16 protein-coding genes and 1 pseudogene are annotated in these 18,035 nt (G+C 71.3%); 5 read left to right on the top strand and 12 right to left on the bottom strand.

All coding sequences use genetic code 11. The annotated features are described in order from the left end of the window. Positions 1-29 precede the first annotated feature (29 nt). From AB0F70_RS00505 to paaA, 7 genes and pseudogenes are all read right to left on the bottom strand, one after another. Positions 30-875 carry a 3-hydroxyacyl-CoA dehydrogenase family protein gene (locus AB0F70_RS00505; RefSeq protein WP_357442385.1) on the bottom strand — a complete coding sequence of 282 codons (846 nt, stop codon included), beginning with the start codon at positions 873-875 and terminating at the stop codon, positions 30-32. Further along, positions 872-1,614: pseudogene (locus AB0F70_RS00510) on the bottom strand (enoyl-CoA hydratase/isomerase family protein). Before AB0F70_RS00510 ends, AB0F70_RS00505 begins: the two are co-directional and overlap by 4 nt. A gap of 49 nt (positions 1,615-1,663) precedes the next feature. Beyond that, on the bottom strand, positions 1,664-2,719 hold the full coding sequence (gene paaE, locus AB0F70_RS00515; RefSeq protein WP_357442387.1) for a 1,2-phenylacetyl-CoA epoxidase subunit PaaE: 1,056 nt from the start codon (positions 2,717-2,719) through the stop codon (positions 1,664-1,666). 1 nt (position 2,720) lies between these two features. Further along, positions 2,721-3,242: a 1,2-phenylacetyl-CoA epoxidase subunit PaaD gene (gene paaD / locus AB0F70_RS00520; protein ID WP_357442389.1), complete on the bottom strand. Its 522-nt coding sequence runs from the start codon at positions 3,240-3,242 to the stop codon at positions 2,721-2,723. Further along, positions 3,239-4,183, bottom strand: a complete 945-nt coding sequence (paaC, locus tag AB0F70_RS00525) for a 1,2-phenylacetyl-CoA epoxidase subunit PaaC (protein WP_357442391.1) — start codon at positions 4,181-4,183, stop codon at positions 3,239-3,241. Before paaC ends, paaD begins: the two co-directional genes overlap by 4 nt. Positions 4,184-4,223: 40 nt before the next feature. After that, the gene (gene paaB, locus AB0F70_RS00530) at positions 4,224-4,520 is read right to left on the bottom strand and encodes a 1,2-phenylacetyl-CoA epoxidase subunit PaaB (protein ID WP_357442393.1); all 297 of its coding nucleotides are present in this window, start codon (positions 4,518-4,520) and stop codon (positions 4,224-4,226) included. Next, entirely contained in the window at positions 4,517-5,476 is a 960-nt protein-coding gene (gene paaA / locus AB0F70_RS00535; protein WP_357442395.1) for a 1,2-phenylacetyl-CoA epoxidase subunit PaaA, read from the bottom strand. The genes paaB and paaA overlap by 4 nt, the downstream gene beginning before the upstream one ends. A 168-nt stretch (positions 5,477-5,644) precedes the next feature. Between paaA and paaZ the strand changes: the two genes are divergently transcribed. From paaZ to AB0F70_RS00550, 3 genes are all read left to right on the top strand, one after another. Then, entirely contained in the window at positions 5,645-7,678 is a 2,034-nt protein-coding gene (gene paaZ, locus AB0F70_RS00540) for a phenylacetic acid degradation bifunctional protein PaaZ (protein WP_357443539.1), read from the top strand. 117 nt (positions 7,679-7,795) lie between these two features. Continuing rightward, entirely contained in the window at positions 7,796-8,470 is a 675-nt protein-coding gene (locus AB0F70_RS00545; protein WP_357442397.1) for a TetR/AcrR family transcriptional regulator, read from the top strand. Positions 8,471-8,516: 46 nt separating this feature from the next. Continuing rightward, positions 8,517-8,930, top strand: coding sequence for a hotdog fold thioesterase (locus AB0F70_RS00550; protein WP_357443541.1), 414 nt, complete (start codon positions 8,517-8,519; stop codon positions 8,928-8,930). A 169-nt stretch (positions 8,931-9,099) separates the two neighbouring features. Here the strand turns inward: AB0F70_RS00550 and AB0F70_RS00555 are convergent, their stop codons facing one another. The 4 genes from AB0F70_RS00555 to AB0F70_RS00570 all read right to left on the bottom strand — a co-directional run bounded on the left by AB0F70_RS00555 (position 9,100) and on the right by AB0F70_RS00570 (position 14,670). After that, positions 9,100-10,908 (bottom strand): DUF222 domain-containing protein, encoded by a 1,809-nt coding sequence (locus tag AB0F70_RS00555; protein WP_357442399.1) that lies wholly within the window; start codon positions 10,906-10,908, stop codon positions 9,100-9,102. Positions 10,909-11,147: 239 nt separating this feature from the next. After that, positions 11,148-12,593: a dihydrolipoamide acetyltransferase family protein gene (locus AB0F70_RS00560; protein WP_357442401.1), complete on the bottom strand. Its 1,446-nt coding sequence runs from the start codon at positions 12,591-12,593 to the stop codon at positions 11,148-11,150. Continuing rightward, complete coding sequence (locus AB0F70_RS00565; RefSeq protein WP_357442403.1) at positions 12,590-13,594, bottom strand: alpha-ketoacid dehydrogenase subunit beta; 1,005 nt, start codon at positions 13,592-13,594, stop codon at positions 12,590-12,592. Before AB0F70_RS00565 ends, AB0F70_RS00560 begins: the two co-directional genes overlap by 4 nt. Further along, positions 13,591-14,670 (bottom strand): thiamine pyrophosphate-dependent dehydrogenase E1 component subunit alpha, encoded by a 1,080-nt coding sequence (locus tag AB0F70_RS00570; RefSeq protein WP_357443543.1) that lies wholly within the window; start codon positions 14,668-14,670, stop codon positions 13,591-13,593. Before AB0F70_RS00570 ends, AB0F70_RS00565 begins: the two co-directional genes overlap by 4 nt. 137 nt (positions 14,671-14,807) lie before the next feature. Between AB0F70_RS00570 and AB0F70_RS00575 the strand changes: the two genes are divergently transcribed. Together AB0F70_RS00575 and poxB are read left to right on the top strand one after the other, a co-directional pair. Continuing rightward, entirely contained in the window at positions 14,808-15,317 is a 510-nt protein-coding gene (locus tag AB0F70_RS00575) for an Lrp/AsnC family transcriptional regulator (RefSeq protein ID WP_357442405.1), read from the top strand. A gap of 177 nt (positions 15,318-15,494) precedes the next feature. Continuing rightward, positions 15,495-17,228: a ubiquinone-dependent pyruvate dehydrogenase gene (poxB, locus tag AB0F70_RS00580; RefSeq protein WP_357442407.1), complete on the top strand. Its 1,734-nt coding sequence runs from the start codon at positions 15,495-15,497 to the stop codon at positions 17,226-17,228. Positions 17,229-17,267: 39 nt separating this feature from the next. Here poxB and AB0F70_RS00585 read toward each other — a convergent pair whose 3' ends face one another. Next, complete coding sequence (locus AB0F70_RS00585) at positions 17,268-17,882, bottom strand: hypothetical protein (protein WP_357442409.1); 615 nt, start codon at positions 17,880-17,882, stop codon at positions 17,268-17,270. Between the last annotated feature and the right edge of the window lie 153 nt (positions 17,883-18,035).

An 18,035-nucleotide genomic window follows, 5' to 3' on the forward strand; every position in this document is an offset into this window, starting at 1 on the left:
TTGCGTCACCTCTGTTCACTCCTGTTGCCTCACCACGTGTAGAAACCCTTGCCGGTCTTGCGTCCCAGCTCGCCGGCCGCGACCTTGTCCCGGAGCACCCGCGGCGGCGCGAACCGCGGCCCCAGCTCACGTTCGAGGTGCTCGGCGATGTTCAGCCGCACGTCGAGCCCGACGATATCGGTGGTGCGCAACGGACCCACCGGATGCCGATAGCCGAGCGTCATCGCCGTGTCGATGTCGGCGGCGTCGGCCACGCCCTCCTCCAGCATGCGCATCGCCTCCAGCGCGATCGCGACTCCGAGCCTGCTGCTGGCGAAGCCCGGCGAGTCCCTGACCGTGATCGCCGTCTTGTCCAGGCCGGCGACCCAGCCCCGGGCCGACTCGACCAGGCCGGGCGCGGTCCGCCGTCCGACCACCACCTCGACCAGGGCGCTCACCGGGACGGGATTGAAGAAGTGCAGGCCGACCAGCCGGGACGGGTCGGGCAGCGCCTCCGCCAGGACGTCGATCGACAGGGAGCTCGTGTTGCTGCCGATCATCGCGCCGGGCGCGACGGCGGCGATCCGCCGCAGCACGTCCTGCTTGAGGTCCACGAGCTCGGGCACCACCTCGACGACGAGCGCGCAGCCGGCCAGGGCTGCGGCGTCGGTCATCACCTCGAAGGTGCCGGTCGCACGTACGCCCTTGGCCGCCGCCTTGGCGAGGCTCGCCTCGATCCGCTCGCGTGCCGCCCGCGCCGACGGCTCGTCGTTCTCGATCACCGTGACGGCCGCTCCGGCGATCGCGAAGGCGTGCGCGATCCCGCCGCCCATCCGTCCGCCGCCGTACACGCCGACGGACTTCGGCACAGGCTCCGGTACGACGTCGGCCGTCACGACTTCCCCTTCCGGCGTTCGAGGAACGCGGTCATCCGGTCCGTCTTGTCCTGGGTCTCGAACAGCACCGCCTGCGCTATGTCGTCGACCAGCGGGTGCGCGTCGCGCGGCGCGTCCAGGACGGACTTGGTGAGCCGCACCGCGAGCGGCGCCTGGGCGGCGATGCGGTCGGCGAGCCGGTGCCCGGCGGGTTCGAGGTCGCCGGCGTCGACCACCTCGTTGAGCAGGCGCACCGCGAGCGCCTCCTCGGCGTCGAGCACCCGGCCGGCCAGCAGCACCTCCTTGGCAGGGGTTCGCCCACGAGCTCCTTGAGCCGCCAGGCGGCGCCGGCAGCGGCGAGGATCCCGAGGCCCGGCTCAGGATTGCCGATCTTCGTCGCGGGGGTGCCGATGCGGAAGTCGCACGCGTACGCGAGCTCCGCGCCGCCCCCGAGCGCGTACCCGTCGACGAGCGCGATCACCGGCATCGGCAGCTTCCGGACCCGTTCGAAGACGCCGGAGTTGATGCCGGCGAGCGCGTCGTCCCGCCGTCGTTCGCGGAGCTGCGCGATATCCGCCCCCGCTGCGAAGGTACCGCCGGCGCCGACCAGGAGCGCCACCCGCGGTGCGGCCTCCAGCGCGGCGCACGCGGCGTGCAGGGCCTCGACCATCGCCCGGTCGATCGCATTGCGGACCTCCGGCCGGTTCAGGCGCAGGACCACCCGGTCGTCGTGCTCCTCGACCAGCAGCGGCGCGGTCATGCGTCGAAGCCTGTCGTGCGTCGAAGTCCGTTCATGCGTCAAAGTCCGTTCATGCGTCAAAGTCCACGGTGACCTCGTCGCTGACCGGGTACGTCTGGCAGGTCAGGACGAACCCGGCGGCGACCTCCTCCGGTTCGAGCGCGTAGTTGCGCACCATGTCGACCTCGCCCGCGCAGACCTTCGCACGGCAGGTGCCGCAGACCCCGCCCTTGCACGCGAAGGGCAGGTCGGCCCGGACCTCCTGCGCGGCGTCGAGGAGCCGTCTCTCCTGCGACATCGCACTGGTCGTCGACCGGCCGTCCAGGATCACGGTCACCGCGCTCGTCGCGCCGTCCACCACCCGGTCCGGATGCCGCAGCTCGGGCGGGGGCTCGTCGACCCAGAAGAGCTCGAAGTGCACCCGCTCGGCGGGCACGCCGAGCTCCGCCAGCACCGCGCGGGCCTCGGTGAGCATGCCGAACGGCCCGCAGAGCCAGACGTGGTCCATGTCACCGACGGGCACGACGAGGGTGAGCAGGTCGCGCAGCCGGTCGCCGTCGAGCCGGCCCGAGAACAGCTCGACGTCGCGCGGCTCCCTGGACAGGACGTGGACCAGGTCGAGCCGGTCGTGGTGGGCGTCCTTGAGGTCCGCGAGCTCCTCCGCGAACATCACGGAGCTGGTGGTGCGGTTGCCGTAGAGCAGCGTCACCCGCGCGTCGGGGTTGCCGAGGACGGTGGCCATGATCGAGAGCATCGGCGTGATGCCCGAACCCGCAGCGATGCACAGGTGCCGCCCGCCCTGCGCCGGGTCGGCCCGGAAGCTGCCGCTCGGCGGCAGCACCTCCACCTGGTCGCCGGGCCGCACCTCCCGCACCAGCCAGGTCGAGAACAGGCCGTCGGGAACCTCGCGGACGCCGATCCGTGGCGCACTCCCCGCGGGCGCGCAGATGGAGTAGCTGCGGCGCTGCTCGACGCCGGCGACGGTGCGCCGCAGCGTGAGCGACTGGCCCGCGGCGAAGTCGAACACGTCCCGCAGCTCGGCGGGCAGGTCAAAGGTGACGGCGGCCGCGTCGTCGGTGAGCTGCTCGACGTCGGTCACGGTGAGCGTGTGGAACGTTGCGGTCACGTCAAATCTCCTTCACGTGCTCGAACGGCTCGAGGCAGGCCTGGCAGCGGTACAGCGCCTTGCAGGCGGTGGAGCCGAACTCCGAGCCGACCACGACGTCGTCGGACCCGCACCGCGGGCAGCGGACGGCGCGCCGCGTGGGCGTGAGCCGCAGCGGCACCGGGCCGGACCGGCGTGGGGCGGGCCCGGGCGGCGAGATCCCGGCGGCCGCGAGCGCCGCCCGTCCCGCGGGGGTGATCCAGTCGGTGGTCCAGGCGGGTTCGAGGACCACCCGCACGCGCGCGTCGGCGAAGCCCGCGGCGCGCAGCTCGCGCACGAGGTCGTCGCGCATCGCGGCCATGGCGGGGCAGCCGGAGTAGGTGGGCGTGATCGCGGCGACGACGGCGCCGTCCTCGCCGACGGCGACGTCGCGCAGGACCCCGAGGTCGGCCAGCGTGAGCATCGGCAGCTCCGGGTCGACGACGGCGGAGGCGGCGTCCCGTGCCCGTTCGAGGGCCGTGCCCCGGCGAAGCGCGGCGGTCACCACTGCCCCCTCGGGTGCGCGCGGGCAACCACCTGCAGCTCGGCGAGCAGCTCGGCGAGCGCCTCGGTGTGGTCGCCGTCGCGGCCCTTGTGCCCCGTCTGTCCCTGGCTTCCGGCGAGCGGCGGCAGCGCCGGCCGGTCGACGCCGCTCGCCGCGAACACCTGGTCGAGGACCGCCTCGACGTCGGCGGCGACACCCGCCGGGTCGACGCCGACGCCGGACAGCGCGGCCGCGCGTTCGACGTCGTGCGGCTCGAAGAGCTCGGACCAGTACGGCCAGAGCTCGTCGAGCCCGGCGAGCAGCCGCCGTCGCGACTCCTCGGTGCCGCGGGCCAGGGTCAGGAACCAGCGCCCGGCGAAGTCGCGGTGGTAGGTCAGCTCCTTGACACCCTTGGCGGCCACGGCGGCGAGCACGGCGTCGCGGCTCTGGGACAGCCGGTCGAGCAGCGCCAGGCGCCACGTGGAGAACAGCAGGATCCGGACGACCGTCTGCGCGAAGTCGCCGTTGGGCACCTCCGCGAGCCGCACGTTGCGGAACTGCTGGGCGTCGCGGAAGTACGCCAGCCGGTCCTCGTCCGGGACCGGCGAGCCGTCGGGCAGGGCGGGTACCTGCGCAGCGTCTGCGGCGGCCGCCCGGGCGAGCAGCAGCCGTGCCTGGCCGAGCAGGTCGAGCGCGATGTTGGAGAGCGCGATGTCCTCCTCGAGGTCCGGCGCGTTGCTGCACCATTCGCCGAGCCGCTGGGACAGCACCAGGGCGTCGTCGCCGAGCATCAGGCAGTAGGTCGCCAGCGTCGCCGGGTCCACGCCGTCGGGCACAGTGGTGTCCACGCCGGCGAGCGGGTCCTCGAAGTCGGTCCCGAACGCCCAGTGGGCGTCGTTGACGAGCAGGCCCGAGTAGGCGCTGTCGTGGTCGTCGGGCTCGTGCGTCCGGACGTCAGGCATGCTGTGCTCTCCCTGCGGATACGAGGCTAGAAGTGCGGACCTACATGTGCGGGACGTCGGCGGGGATCTCGTAGAACGTCGGGTGCCGGTAGACCTTGTCCCCGCTGGGCGCGAAGAGCGGGTCCTTCTCGTCCGGGCTGGACGCCGTGATCGCGGACGACCGGACCACCCAGATGCTCACGCCCTCGTTGCGGCGCGTGTAGACGTCGCGGGCGTGGCGCAGGGCCAGCTGGTCGTCGGGCGCGTGCAGCGACCCGACGTGCACGTGGTTGAGGCCGCGCTTGCCGCGGATGAACACCTCGTAGAGCGGCCACTCGCCGCGGACCTGGTTGCTCATGCCGTCGCCTTCTCGTCGTGGGGGCTGCCCTCGTTGGCCGCGAACGCGAGCGCCGCCTCGCGGACCCAGGCGCCGTCGTCCCAGGCCTTCTTGCGATGCGCCACCCGCTGGGCGTTGCACGGGCCGTTCCCCTTGACGACCTCCCAGAACTCGGCCCAGTCCGGCTGCCCGAAGTCGTGGGCCCCGCGCTCCTCGTTCCAGACCAGATCGGGGTCGGGCAGGGTCACGCCGAGCGCCTTCGCCTGCGGCACCGACATGTCGACGAAGCGCTGGCGCAGCTCGTCGTTGGTGTGCGTCTTGACGCCCCATGCCATGGACTGCGCGGTGTTGGGCGACTCGTCGTCCGGCGGGCCGAACATCATCAGCGAAGGCCACCAGAACCGGTCCACCGACTCCTGGACCATGGCGCGCTGCTCGTCCGTGCCGCGCATCATCGTCGTGAGCAGCTCGTAGCCCTGCCGCTGGTGGAAGGACTCCTCCTTGCAGATGCGGATCATCGCCCGCCCGTAGGGCCCGAACGAGGTGCGGCACAGGGGCACCTGGTTGCAGATGGCGGCGCCGTCGACCAGCCAGCCGATGGTGCCCATGTCCGCGTAGGAGAGCGTCGGGTAGTTGAAGATCGAGGAGTACTTCTGCCGGCCGCTGATCAGCATCTCGGTGAGCTCCTGGCGCGAGACGCCGAGCGTCTCGGCCGCCGAGTAGAGGTAGAGGCCGTGCCCCGCCTCGTCCTGCACCTTGGCCAGCAGGATCGCCTTGCGCCGCAGCGACGGTGCGCGGCCGATCCAGCCGCCCTCCGGCTGCATGCCGATGATCTCGGAGTGCGCGTGCTGGGCGACCTGCCGCACGAGCGTGCGGCGGTAGGCGTCGGGCATCCAGTCGCGGGGCTCGATGCGGTCCTTGCGGTTGATCACGGCCTCGAAGCGCGCCTCGAGCTCGGGCTCGGCGACTACCGGCATGGGCACCTCCAGGGCATGGCTGCGACTATTTACTGACCGATCGTTCTGTACTAGATTGACACAGCCGCACCGGGTTGCACAACGGCCCGGGCAGACCGACGCCGATCACAGCCGATCGGGCGACCCGAGGGGATACGCACAGTGACCACTGAGACGGTGAGCACACAGCTGGAGAGCTACGTCGCGGGCCGCTGGTTCCGCGGGACGGACGACGGCGAACCGGTGCTGGACGCCGTGACCGGGCAGGAGGTCACCCGCGTCTCGAGCCACGGCCTCGACTTCGCGGCGCTGGTCGCCCACGCCCGCGACGTCGGCGGCCCCGCCGTCCGGCGGCTGACGTTCCACGAGCGGGCGACGCTGCTCAAGGAGCTGGCCCTGCACCTCGGCGGGCTCAAGGACGACTTCTACGCGCTCTCGCTCCGCACGGGCGCCACCCGGCGCGACTCGATGGTCGACATCGACGGCGGCATCGGCACGATGTTCAGCTACGCGAGCAAGGGCAAGCGTGAGCTCCCGAACGACACGGTGGTGCTCGACGGCGCGCTCGAACCGCTCGGCAAGGGCGGCACCTTCGTGGGCCAGCACCTGTACACCTCGCGCCCCGGCGTCGCCGTGCAGATCAACGCGTTCAACTTCCCCGTCTGGGGCATGCTCGAGAAGCTCGCGCCCGCGTTCCTCGCGGGCCTGCCCAGCATCGTCAAGCCCGGCAGCCAGACCGCGTACGTCACCGAGGCGGTAGTCAGGCAGATCATCGCCTCCGGAATCCTGCCCGAGGGCAGCCTGCAGCTCGTCTGCGGCAGCGCGGGCACGCTGCTGGACGAGCTCGGCGAGCAGGACGCCGTCGCGTTCACCGGCTCGGCGCACACCGCCGCGATCCTGCGCGAGCACCCGGCCGTGCTGCACCGCGGCGTCCGCCTCGGAGTCGAGGCCGACTCGCTGAACTGCTCGATCCTCGGCCCCGACGTGACGGCGGAGGACCCGGAGTTCGACCTGTTCGTCAAGGGCGTCGTCACCGAGATGACCGTCAAGGCCGGCCAGAAGTGCACGGCGATCCGCCGCGTCATCGTCCCGGAGGCGCTCGCTGACGCCGTCGTCGAGGCGATCAGCGCCCGCCTGGCCAGGATCACCGTGGGCGACCCCGCCGACGAGAGCGTCCGGATGGGCGCGCTCGCGAGCCTCGGCCAGCGCGACGAGGTGCGCAAGGCCATCGAGGCGCTGCGCACCACTGCCGACATCGTGTACGGCGACCCGGCGCACGTCGACGTCGTGGGCGCAGACGCCGAACGCGGGGCCTTCCTCTCCCCCGTCCTGCTCCGGGCGCGCCCCGGCGCCGCCGAGCCGCACGACGTGGAGCCGTTCGGACCGGTCGCCACGGTGCTCACCTTCGGCACTGTCGAGGAGGCCGTGGACCTGGCGGCCCGGGGCCGGGGCAGCCTCGTGGCGTCGCTCGTCACCCACGACCCGCAGGTCGCCCGCGAGGTGGCCCGCGGACTTGCGCCCTGGCATGGCCGGCTGCTGATCCTCGACCGCGACGACGCTGCCGAGTCGACGGGCCACGGCAGCCCGCTGCCGATGCTCGTGCACGGCGGCCCGGGCCGCGCCGGCGGTGGTGAGGAGCTGGGCGGGGTCCGCGCCGTCCTGCACCACATGCAGCGCACGGCGATCCAGGGCTCCCCCGACATGCTCACCGCCGTCACCGGCCGCTGGACCACGGGCTCGCGACGCGTGCTCGACGGCGTGCACCCGTTCCGCAAGTCGCTGGCCGAGCTGCGTATCGGCGACACCATAGAGACGGCGACGCGGACGGTCACGCTCGACGACATCAACTACTTCGCGGAGTTCACCGGCGACGCGTTCTACGCGCACACGGACCCGGAGGCCGCTGCGGCGAACCCGTTCTTCGGCGGCCTCGTCGCGCACGGCTACCTCGTGGTGTCCCTGGCCGCAGGCCTGTTCGTCGACCCGGCCCCGGGCCCGGTGCTGGCCAACTTCGGCGTCGACAGCCTGCGGTTCCTCACCCCCGTCAAGGTGGACGACACCATCCGGGTCAGCCTGACCGTCAAGCAGATCACGCCACGCAGCTCCGCCGACTACGGCGAGGTGCGCTGGGACGCGACGGTCACCAACCAGGACGGCGAGCTGGTGGCGACGTACGACGTGCTGACCCTGGTCGCCAAGACCGCCCACCGGACCGACCACTGACGACCAGAAAGCGAGCCCAACACACTGCATGCCTTCCTCGGCGTGTCGTGTGCAGTGTGTTGGGGTCACTTCCATGGTCAGCCGGAGGGCTGGTCTCTCATCTGGGACGATGACGCCATGACCACGGACGCGATGTCGACGGACTCTGCACCGACAGACTCTGCATCGACAGACGCGCCTGTCCGCCGTCCGCGCGGCCGTCCGGGTCACGACCGCGAGGCGGTGCTCCGGACGGCGATCGCGCTCTTCAACCAGCGCGGGTACGACGCGACGTCGATCAGCGACCTGGCCGCTGAGCTGGGCGTGACCAAGTCGGCGGTCTACCACCACTTCGTCAGCAAGGAGGCCCTGCTCGCGGCGGCCCTCGACGAGGCGCTGGAGGGGCTGAGCGAGGCGGTCGAGGCGGCGTCGGTCGCGACGGACGGCGAGCCCAGCTCCGTTCGCCTGCGGACCACCGTCGAGGCTGCCGTGCGCATCCTCGCCGACAACCTGCCCGCCGTCACGCTCCTGCTGCGCGTCCGCGGCAACAGCGACCTGGAGCGGTCGGCGATGGAACGACGCAGGCACATCGACGAACGCCTCGCCGTGCTCGTGCGGCAGTCCGCCGCGGACGGCGACCTGCGCGCCGACGTCGACCCCGAGGTCATCAGCCGGCTCATCTTCGGCATGGTCAACTCCCTCGCCGACTGGTACCGGCCCGGCGGGCCGCTCCCCGCCGACGCGCTCGCCGCCACGATCTCCAGCGTGCTCTTCGAGGGCCTGGGCCCGGCGCGGGACGGCGTCGTACGGTGACGGTGTGACCGGTGACCACGTGATCAGCGAAGGGGCAGGGAGCGACATGGCGGTGAGTGACGAGGCGACCAAGCCGTGGACGATCACGCTCGGCGCGCTTGACGAGAAGCTGGGAATCCGCGTGCTGGAGCAGTCGCCGCAGCGGGTCGTGGCCACCATGCCGGTGGCGGGCAACACCCAGTCGCTGGGTCGTCTGCACGGCGGCGCGACGGCGGCGTTCGCCGAGGCGCTGGGATCATGGTGCGCGCTGATCCACGCGAGCACGCTGGGCAAGGTTTGTGCAGGCGTAGACCTGAACATCACGCATCACCGAGGCGCGACGGACGGAATCCTCACCGGCACGGCGTCGCCGGTTCACCTCGGCCGGACGATCACGTCCCACGAGATAGTCGTGACAGACGAGCAGGGCCGCCGAATCTGCACGGCCCGCATCACCAACCAGCTGATCGAGCCGCGCTGACGCGGTTCGGGTCGCACTGCCGACGGACCTGAGTTCGTCACCAACCGCCTGCCGTTCCGGTGAGTCTGCCCGCTAGACGAGCTGCCCGGCCAGGCGGCTGGCAGGCTAGGCGGAGCGGCCAGATCCCACCCGTCAGGCCGACCACTCAGGCAGTCGGCCGGCCGATCGGTCAGGCGGCTCCGGCGTCTGGCGGATCGGCGGTCGCGTCCGTGCCAGATCGGGGTGGGGCTTCGATTGGTTCGGGTAGCTGGATGCGGTGGCCGCGGGCGTCGGTGAAGGCCCATCCGGTCTCCAGCAGGGCTCCGGCCGTGGTGTCGGTGGTGGGCTTTCCGGTCCAGTGCATGGTGATGCCCTTGGCATCGACGAGCTGGTGATGGAACCAGCACAACAACGCACTGTTGGTCACGGAGGTGTTCCCGCCGTCGGCCCAGTGGGTGATGGCGTGGTGGACCTCGCATCGTGAGGGTGGTTGGTCGCATCCGGGGTAGACGCAGTGTTGGTCGCGGGCGATGACGGCGCGTCGCATCTGTCCCGACACCGTCCGCTGCGCCCGTCCGACGTCCAGGACTGCCCCATCGGGTCCGAACACGATCCGGGTGATGGCGCTGTGGCGCGCCAGGCGGCGCACCAACGCGCGTGGGGCACGACCGCCGGTCTCGGTGAACACCGGCCCACCCGAGGACATGAACCCGGACACTGTTGCTCCCGCGGTAATCCAGTCACCCGAACCTCCACCCGGACCGCCGGCAGGCCTTCCAGCCAGCTCCTCGGCCGCTGGACCGGTGTTCACCGCCCCTGCACCGACATCCGCACCTGTTCCAGTGCCAGTGCTCGTGCTGGTGCTCGTGCTCGTGCCTGAGACCCTGGCACCCGCGCCGAGTCGGTCGCCGCGGGTGGGCGTGGTCTGTCCGCAGGTCAGGCACAGGCCGCCCCTGGTCCGGGTGACCTGAGCGACGAACTCGCTCCAGGACACCGTCACGTTCAGGTGCGGTGCGATGGCAGCCCCTGGAGAAGCCTGGTTCGTGTCCAGCACGACCCGGGCGACATCAGCGAGACCTTGTGCGCGACGCTGCGTCGTGGTCCGGGTGTCTTCCGCTGAGGGTGCGCCCATCATCGCGTTGATCGCGGTGGTGAGCTGGAGGCCGTGCTCGTCGGTGAGGAACCCGGCCACGTGATACCCACCGAACGTCTTGGACAAGTCGAAGAACTCGCCCTGAGCAGCCTTGTCGTCGTCGAGGTCGTCGGTGTCGGGGTCGGTGATGGTCGCGAACCGACGCGCCACCTTGCGGAACTGGTCCGCGTTCAACGATCCAGCCTCCCGCAGGACCACGCCCTCACCCGTGACCAGGGTTCCCTCGGCGACCGCACGCTCCAGGACCTGCGTCACCAACTCCCGGGTACGGGACCCGTCAGGGTCATCGGCCGGGTCGGGGAAGTCGACCGGCACGCTCTGCACGAACTGTTCCGGTGTCGTGGCGTGGCCGGTGCGGGTATCGATCAACCAGGCCAGTGCGTCCGTGCGGGTCTCGCTGGTGGGCGCGACCTCCGTCATCACACGGGCGTGGTCCGCACCCAGAGTCCCGGCGACCAGGCGCTCCCTAGTGACTGGTAGTGCGGTCGCGAGGCGGCGCGCGATGGTCATGTCCTTGCTCGCGGTGGAGGAGGAGATGCCTTCGCGGAGCTTCAGCCAGGACGTGAACGTACGAGCCATGCCGCCCGATCGCCAGGACCCCTCGTTCTCGATCCGGGGCAGCAAGGTGTAGCGCACTCCGTCCAGGCGGCCCGTGACCCGGCGGATCCGGGTGTGTGCTTCGACCAGGCGGCTGATGCTCGGGGCGTCCCATCCGGTCAGGGTCTCGGGGTCGGTCAGAGCAGTCAGTTGCGCGGTCGCGGCCTCGAGCAGGGCCAGCACGTCCTCGATCGAGGCCGCAGCAGGCAGACCGTCGGCGGGTCCGTCGTTCGTCGTCCGCTCCACCATGCCCACCCCCGCCCATATCGCTCGCCTCTAGTACTCACTCCCTCGATGCATCCATTATCTCGAACACTCGTACGCTCTGCATGGCAGATTTGAAATCTGTGGATAACTCTTCAGGGCAGCCGGCGGATGCCTCCCGGACATCCGCGGGCCGTCTCGACGCGCCACCGAGGGACCCACAACCCGCGCTGACGGCGCCGCTGAGCACCACAGCTCAACGGCACACCGTCAGAGACTCGCCGTCAGAGACGGACGATCGCCGCGGCAGGGTTCTCGACGGCGTCGGCGACGGAACGCATGAAGCCCGCCGCCGTCCCGCCGTCGCAGACACGGTGGTCGAAGACGAAGGACATCTGCGTGATCTTGCGCGGCACGATCTCGCCGTCAACTACCCACGGGCGGTCGATGATGCGGCCGAGACCCAACATCGCGACCTGCGGGTGGTTGATGATCGCCGCGCTGCCGTCGACCCGGAAGCCGCCGTAGTTGTTCAGCGTGAACGTCCCCGCGGTGAGCTCCTCGGTGGTCGCCTTGCCTGTGCGGGCGCGCGCGACGAGGTCACGGAGGGCCACGTCGAGCTCGGTGGTGGTCATCGAGCCGGCGTCGAGCACTGCCGGGACGACCAGCCCGTGCTGCCCCTGGACGGCGACGCCGAGGTTGATGACGCCGGGCATGACGATCTCGTCGCGCTCCACGTCGAGCCTGGAGTTCAGCACCGGGTACTCCTTGAGTCCGGCGACGACGAACCGCGCCACGTAGGCGAGCAGGCCCGGTCCCGGGTCAGCGGGAGTCCGGGCGGCCTCGCGCAGGCTCCAGAGCGCGGTCGCGTCGACGTCGACCCACACGGTCGCCTCGGGAATCTCCGAGCGGCTCCGCGACAGCACCTTGGCGGCCGTCTTCTGGAAGCCGCTGAGCGGGATGCGCCGCTCCCCGCGGGCGGGAATGCTCGGCACGACGGCGGAGGAAGCGCCCGGCCCGGCTGCGGTCGCAGAAGCATTCGGCCCGACGGCGGCCGAGCCCGGCGCCGAGTCCTCCGTCGCAGCCGCAGCCCGCGACGGCGTCAACGACGGCGCCTGCCGCGCCTGCTCGATGGCGGTCCACACGTCGGACCGGGTGACGACCCCGCCGGCCCCGGTCGGCGCGATCGTGTGCAGATCCAGCCCTGCCTCGCGGGCGAGCCGCCGGACGATCGGTGAGATCACCTTGACTGGGCCTCCGCCCGAGGTCGCAGCGCCGTCCGAAGCAGCAACGACGACCGGCGCCGCAGCGACAAGAGGCGTCGGCGACCGGACAGCACGTGGCCGACGCCGTCGGCCCGAACCGGGATGCGCAGAGGTCCCGTACCCGATGAGCACGTTCCCGGAGCCCGCCCGCTCCTCCTCGCGGTAGGTCTCGGCGGCCGGCCCGTCGCCATCGGGAGGCACAGCCGCCACCACAACAACAGCGATCGTGATCAGCGGCCTGCCCACCTCGACGAGCTCCCCCTCGGCGGCGTGCAGCACGCCGACCCGGCCCGCGTACGGGCTCGGCACCTCGACGACGGACTTGGCCGTCTCGACCTCCACCACGGGCTGGTCCACCGTGACGACGTCACCCTCCGAGACCAGCCACTGCACCACCGAGGCCTCGGTCAGCCCCTCGCCGAGGTCGGGCAGCAGGAAGGTCTGCTCCGTCGCGGTGGTGGTCATGCGTCCTCCCACTGCAGGTCGTCGACGGCGTCGAGGATCCGGTCGACCGACGGCAGCTGGAGGTGCTCGAGCTTGGGCGGCGGGTACGGGATGTCGAACCCGGTCACGCGCCGCACCGGCGCCGACAGCGAGTGGAAGCAACGCTCGCTCACCCGGGCCGCGATCTCGGAGGCGACGCTGGCGAAGCCCGCGGCCTCCGCGACGACGACGGCGCGTCCCGTCGACTCCACAGCCGCGCAGACCGTGGCGTCGTCGAACGGCACTATCGAGCGCAGGTCGACGACCTGCAGGCTACGGCCCTCGCGCGCGGCCTCCTCGGCGGCCTCCATCGCGACCGGTACGGCGGGCCCGTAGGCGATGAGGGTCGCGTCGGTGCCCTGACGCCGGACCACCGCAGTGCCGATGCCCGGCTCGCGGTCGCCGCCCAGCGCGACGTCGCCCTTCGCCCAGTAGAGCTTCTTCGGTTCGAGGAAGACCACCGGGTCCGGCGAGGCGATCGCCTCGCGCAGCAGCGAGTAGGCGTCCGAGGGGTTCGACGGCGCGACGACGTGCAGGCCCGGCGTGTGCGCGTAGTACGCCTCCGACGAGTCGCAGTGGTGCTCGACCCCGCCGATGCCGCCCGCGTACGGGACCCGGATGACGAGGGGCAGCTCGACTCGGCCCCTCGTGCGGTTCCGCATCTTGGCGATATGGCTCACCACCTGCTCGAAGGCGGGATAGGCGAACGCGTCGAACTGCATCTCGATCACCGGCCGCATGCCGTTCATGGCCAGGCCGACGGCGAAGCCGGCGATGCCGGCCTCGGCGAGCGGGGTGTCGAAGCAGCGGTCCTCGCCGAACTTCGCGGTGAGGCCGTCGGTGACCCGGAAGACGCCGCCGAGCGGGCCGACGTCCTCACCGAGCACCAGCACGGTGGGGTCCTCGGTCATCGCGTCGTGCAGCGCCCGGTTGATCGCCTGCGCGGTGCTGAGCGTCTCGTGTGCGACGGCGGTGGTGGTCATCGGTGGGCCTCCGATTCAGTTCGGCTCAGCTCGTCGTGCACCACGGCGAGCTGCTCCACCAGCTGCGGCGTCGGCCGCGAGTACACGAAGCGGAACAGGTCGTCGGGATCCGGCTCGACGTCCCGGTTCATGCCGTCCCGCGTGCGCCGGGCGACCTCCTCGGCGGCCTCGGTGAAGGCTGCGGCGCGGGCGTCGTCGAGGATGCCCTCGGCGCGGAGGTAGGCCTCGAGCCGCACCAGCGGGTCCTTGGCCGCCCATGCGGTGACCTCGTCGTCGGCGCGGTAGCGGGTGGCGTCGTCGGCATTGGTGTGGGCCTGGATCCGGTAGGTGCGCCCCTCGACGAGCTGGGGACCCTCGCCCGCGCGGGCCCGCGCGACCGCCCCGGACAGGACGTCGAGGAGGGCCGCGAGATCGTTGCCGTCCACCTGCTCCCCGGGGATGCCGTAGCCCACACCCTTGTGCGCCAGCGACGGGGCGACCGACTGTCTGGCCAGCGGGACCGAGATCGCGTACTGGTTGTTCTGGACGAAGAAGACGACAGGCGCGTGGAAGACGGCGGCGAAGTTCAGCGCCTCGTGGAAGTCGCCCTCGCTCGTGGCGCCGTCGCCGCACATCGCCAGCACGACCGTGCGCTCCCCGCGCAGCCGGGCTGCGTGCGCGACCCCGACGGCGTGCGGGAGCTGCGTGGCGAGCGGCGTCGTCAGGGGTCCGATCCGCAGCTCGTAGGGGTCGTACCCCGAGTGCCAGTCGCCCTTGAGGAGGCCGAGCACCTCGACCGGGTCACCCCCTCGCGCGACGACGGCGGCGGTGTCGCGGTAGGTCGGGAAGAGCCAGTCCTCGCGATCGAGCACCTGCGCGGCGGCGACCTGGCACGCCTCCTGGCCGTGCGAGGAGGGGTAGACCGCGAGACGTCCCTGCCGGACGAGCGCGCTGGCCTGGTCGTTGAATCGGCGGGCGGTAACCATGCCCGCGAACCCGCGAAGCAGCTCGTCGTCCGCGGGCAGGTGCGCGGAGCCGGCGGCCGAAGGACGGCCGTCCGGACCGAGCAGCATGACCGGCGTCTTCGACGGCAACATGCGATCCACGTCACTTGTCATAGAGATATACTCGTCAAGGTTCTATTCGGAATCCATCAACGGCGAGGACCCGAGAAACCGTCCAGCAATGGGCAGGTAATGCGATCCAAATGTCCAGCAGCGAAGGGGCTGAGGGCGTGGCTGCGAGACAAGTGGCACCAGGCCTCGACGACGTCGATCAGCGCATCGTCGACGAGCTCCGTCACGACGGCCGGATGTCCATGAGGTCACTGGCCGAGAAGCTGCACATCTCGCGGGCCAACGCCTACGCGCGGGTGCAGCGGCTCGAGTCCAGCGGGGTCATCCGCGGGTACAGCGCGGACATCGACCCGGTGCTCGCCGGGCTCGGCACGTCGGCCTATGTCACGGTCAACCTGGAGCAGGCGGAGTGGCGCTCGGTCCGCGAGGAGCTGCGCACCCTGCGGGGCGTCGACCACATCGGGCTGGTCGGCGGGGAATTCGACCTCGTCCTGCTCGTCCGCGCTCGGGACAACGCCGACCTGCGGCACCTGATCCTGGACCAGATCCAAGGCATGAAGGGCATCCTGAACACGCACACGCTGCTGGTGTTCGAGGAGCCGATCCCGGCAGGCCCGGCCCCGGCCGCCGCTCCCCCGGACCCACCGTCCGAACGAAGAACACGCTGACGACGCCGTCGAGTGCTGGGTATGTGCGCTCAAGAAGGGGCACCCCCGCTGGGTGAGGCGCTCGCGCGCTTGGCACACTTTTCCGCGCGACCGAGCCCGACATGAAGAAGCGGATCATCGCCGGTAACGTCGCACGGACAGCGCAACAGACCGAGGCGAACCCAGGGGGCGCACGTCATGACCAATGTCGCTGACACGATCGTCGAGATCATCAAGGACGCCGGCGTGGAACGGGTCTACGGCCTGCCCGGCGACTCGCTGAACGGCTTCACCGACGCCATCCGGACCAGCGACGGCGTCGCCTGGCAGCATGTGCGGCACGAGGAGGCGGCAGCCTTCGCGGCGGCCGCCGAGGCCGCGCTGACCGGCGAGCTGGCCGTCTGCGCGGGCAGCTGCGGGCCGGGCAACCTGCACCTGATCAACGGGCTCTTCGACGCCAACCGCAGCCGGGTTCCGGTGCTCGCGATCGCGGCGCAGATCCCGGGAGCCGAGATCGGCAGCAACTACTTCCAGGAGACGCACCCGCAGGACCTGTTCCGGGAGTGCAGCGTCTACACCGAGCTCGTGAGCATGCCCGAGCAGCTGCCGCGCGTGCTCGAGATCGCCATGCGTACCGCTGTCGAGAAGCGCGGTGTCGCCGTCGTCGTCATCCCCGGCGAGATCTTCCTGGCCGAGAGCGCGGGCCGCAAGAAGTCGGCGCCGATCCGGGCGACGCAGAGCGTCGTCCGCCCGCGCGACGCCGAGCTGCGGCAGGCCGCCGAGATCCTGAACGCGGCCAAGAAGGTGACGATCCTGGGCGGCGCGGGCACCGAGGGCGCCCACGAGCAGGTGCTCGCGATCGCCGAACGGCTCAAGGCGCCGGTGGTGCACGCGCTGCGCGGCAAGGAGTTCCTGGAGTACGACAACCCGTACGACGTCGGCATGACCGGCCTGCTCGGCTTCTCCTCCGGCTACCGCGCCATGGAGAGCTGCGACGCGTTGCTCATGCTCGGCACCGACTTCCCCTACCAGCAGTTCTACCCGTCCAAGGCGAAGATCGTGCAGGTCGACCTCCGGGGCGAACAGCTCGGGCGGCGCACGCCGATCGACCTCGGGCTGGTGGGCGACGTCGGCGACACGATCGACGCGCTGCTGCCGCTGCTCGACGACCACACCAACCGCAAGCACCTCGACTCCTCGCTCAAGCACTACGCGAGGACCCGCAAGGACCTCGACGACCTCGCCGACAACGACCGCAACCGCGAGCCGATCCACCCGCAGTACGTCGCGCGCCTGGTGAGCGAGCTGGCGAGCGACGAAGCGGTGTTCATCCCCGACGTCGGCTCCCCCGTCGTCTGGGCGTCCCGGTACCTGACGATGAACGGCAGGCGCCGCCTGATCGGCTCGTTCAGCCACGGCACGATGGCGAACGCCGTGCCGCACGCCATCGGCGCGCAGTCCGCGTTCCCCGGGCGGCAGGTGATCGCCCTGTCGGGGGACGGCGGCCTCGCGATGCTCCTCGGCGAGCTGCTGACCATCCGGCAGAACAAGCTGCCCGTGAAGATCGTGGTGTTCAACAACTCCTCCCTCAACTTCGTCGAGGTGGAGATGAAGGCCGCGGGCTTCGTGAACTTCGGCACGCAGCTCGACAACCCGAGCTTCGCCGACGTCGCCAACGCCATGGGCATCCACGGTCAGCGGGTAGAGCAGCCGGACGATCTCGAGGGCGCGCTGCGCGCGGCGTTCGACCACGACGGCCCGGCGCTGGTCGACGTCGTCACGGCCCAGCAGGAGCTGTCGATCCCGCCCGCGATCACCGCCCAGCAGGTCAAGGGCTTCACGCTGTACGCGATCCGCACGATCCTGTCGGGACGCGGCGACGAGCTCGTGGACCTGGCCGACACGAACGTGTTCCGGCGGCTGTTCGACTGATCGCCGCGCCCCGCGCCGGCCAGCACCCGCGCAAACAACTCAGTGGTCGCCGTGCGACATCTCCGCCTCTCCCTCGGCGCTCATGCCCGAGTGCAGCGGCAGGAACGCGTGCAGGTGGCCGCGGTCCGCCTCGATGTGCTGCAGGTCGAGCTGGACCGCGGCCACCGCCCAGGCGTCCACAGCCCGCGAGCGCAGGTCGCCTGCGACGTCGTGCAGCCGCGCCTGGTCCTCTGCACCCGCCGCCAGCTCGAGGACGTCGAGCGTGTTCCCCAGCAACCGGGTCGAGAGCATCAGCCCGTTGCGGACGATGTTGTGCTCGGACGAGCCGGTCGGCAGCGCCTGCGTCTCCGCGGTCACTTCGTCGACGACGGCGCGCCACTCGTCCAGCTCGGCCGACGTCGGCTTGGCAGCCGCAGACTCGCCCTCCTCCGCCTCCTCGGCCGGCAGCGTCTCGTACAGCCCGTCCATCACGGGCAGCAACCGCTCCTGTGCGGAGACCGCGAGCTCGGCGGCCGCCGACAGGTTCTCGACCGCCCGCTCCGCCTCCGCGGCCTCCAGCTCCGCCACGCGGGCGGGGTCGACGTCGAACTCGCCCGCCGACGGCGCCTCGCCCTCCCACGGGCGCACCACCAGCAGCACCACCAGGAGAGCCACGGCGACAACCGCCAGACCGGCTGCCGCCGCGGCCCACCACCCCGGCCGCCGGCGCCTCGTGGGCACCGGCGACCGGGTTCCGGGGCGGCCGGCACCGCCCCGGCTCGACGGACGTGTCGCGGCGTTCGGCCCGCGGCGCGATGCGCTCCGCGG

The sequence above is a fragment of the Promicromonospora sp. NPDC023805 genome, assembly GCF_040639635.1.
GTDB lineage: Bacteria > Actinomycetota > Actinomycetes > Actinomycetales > Cellulomonadaceae > Promicromonospora.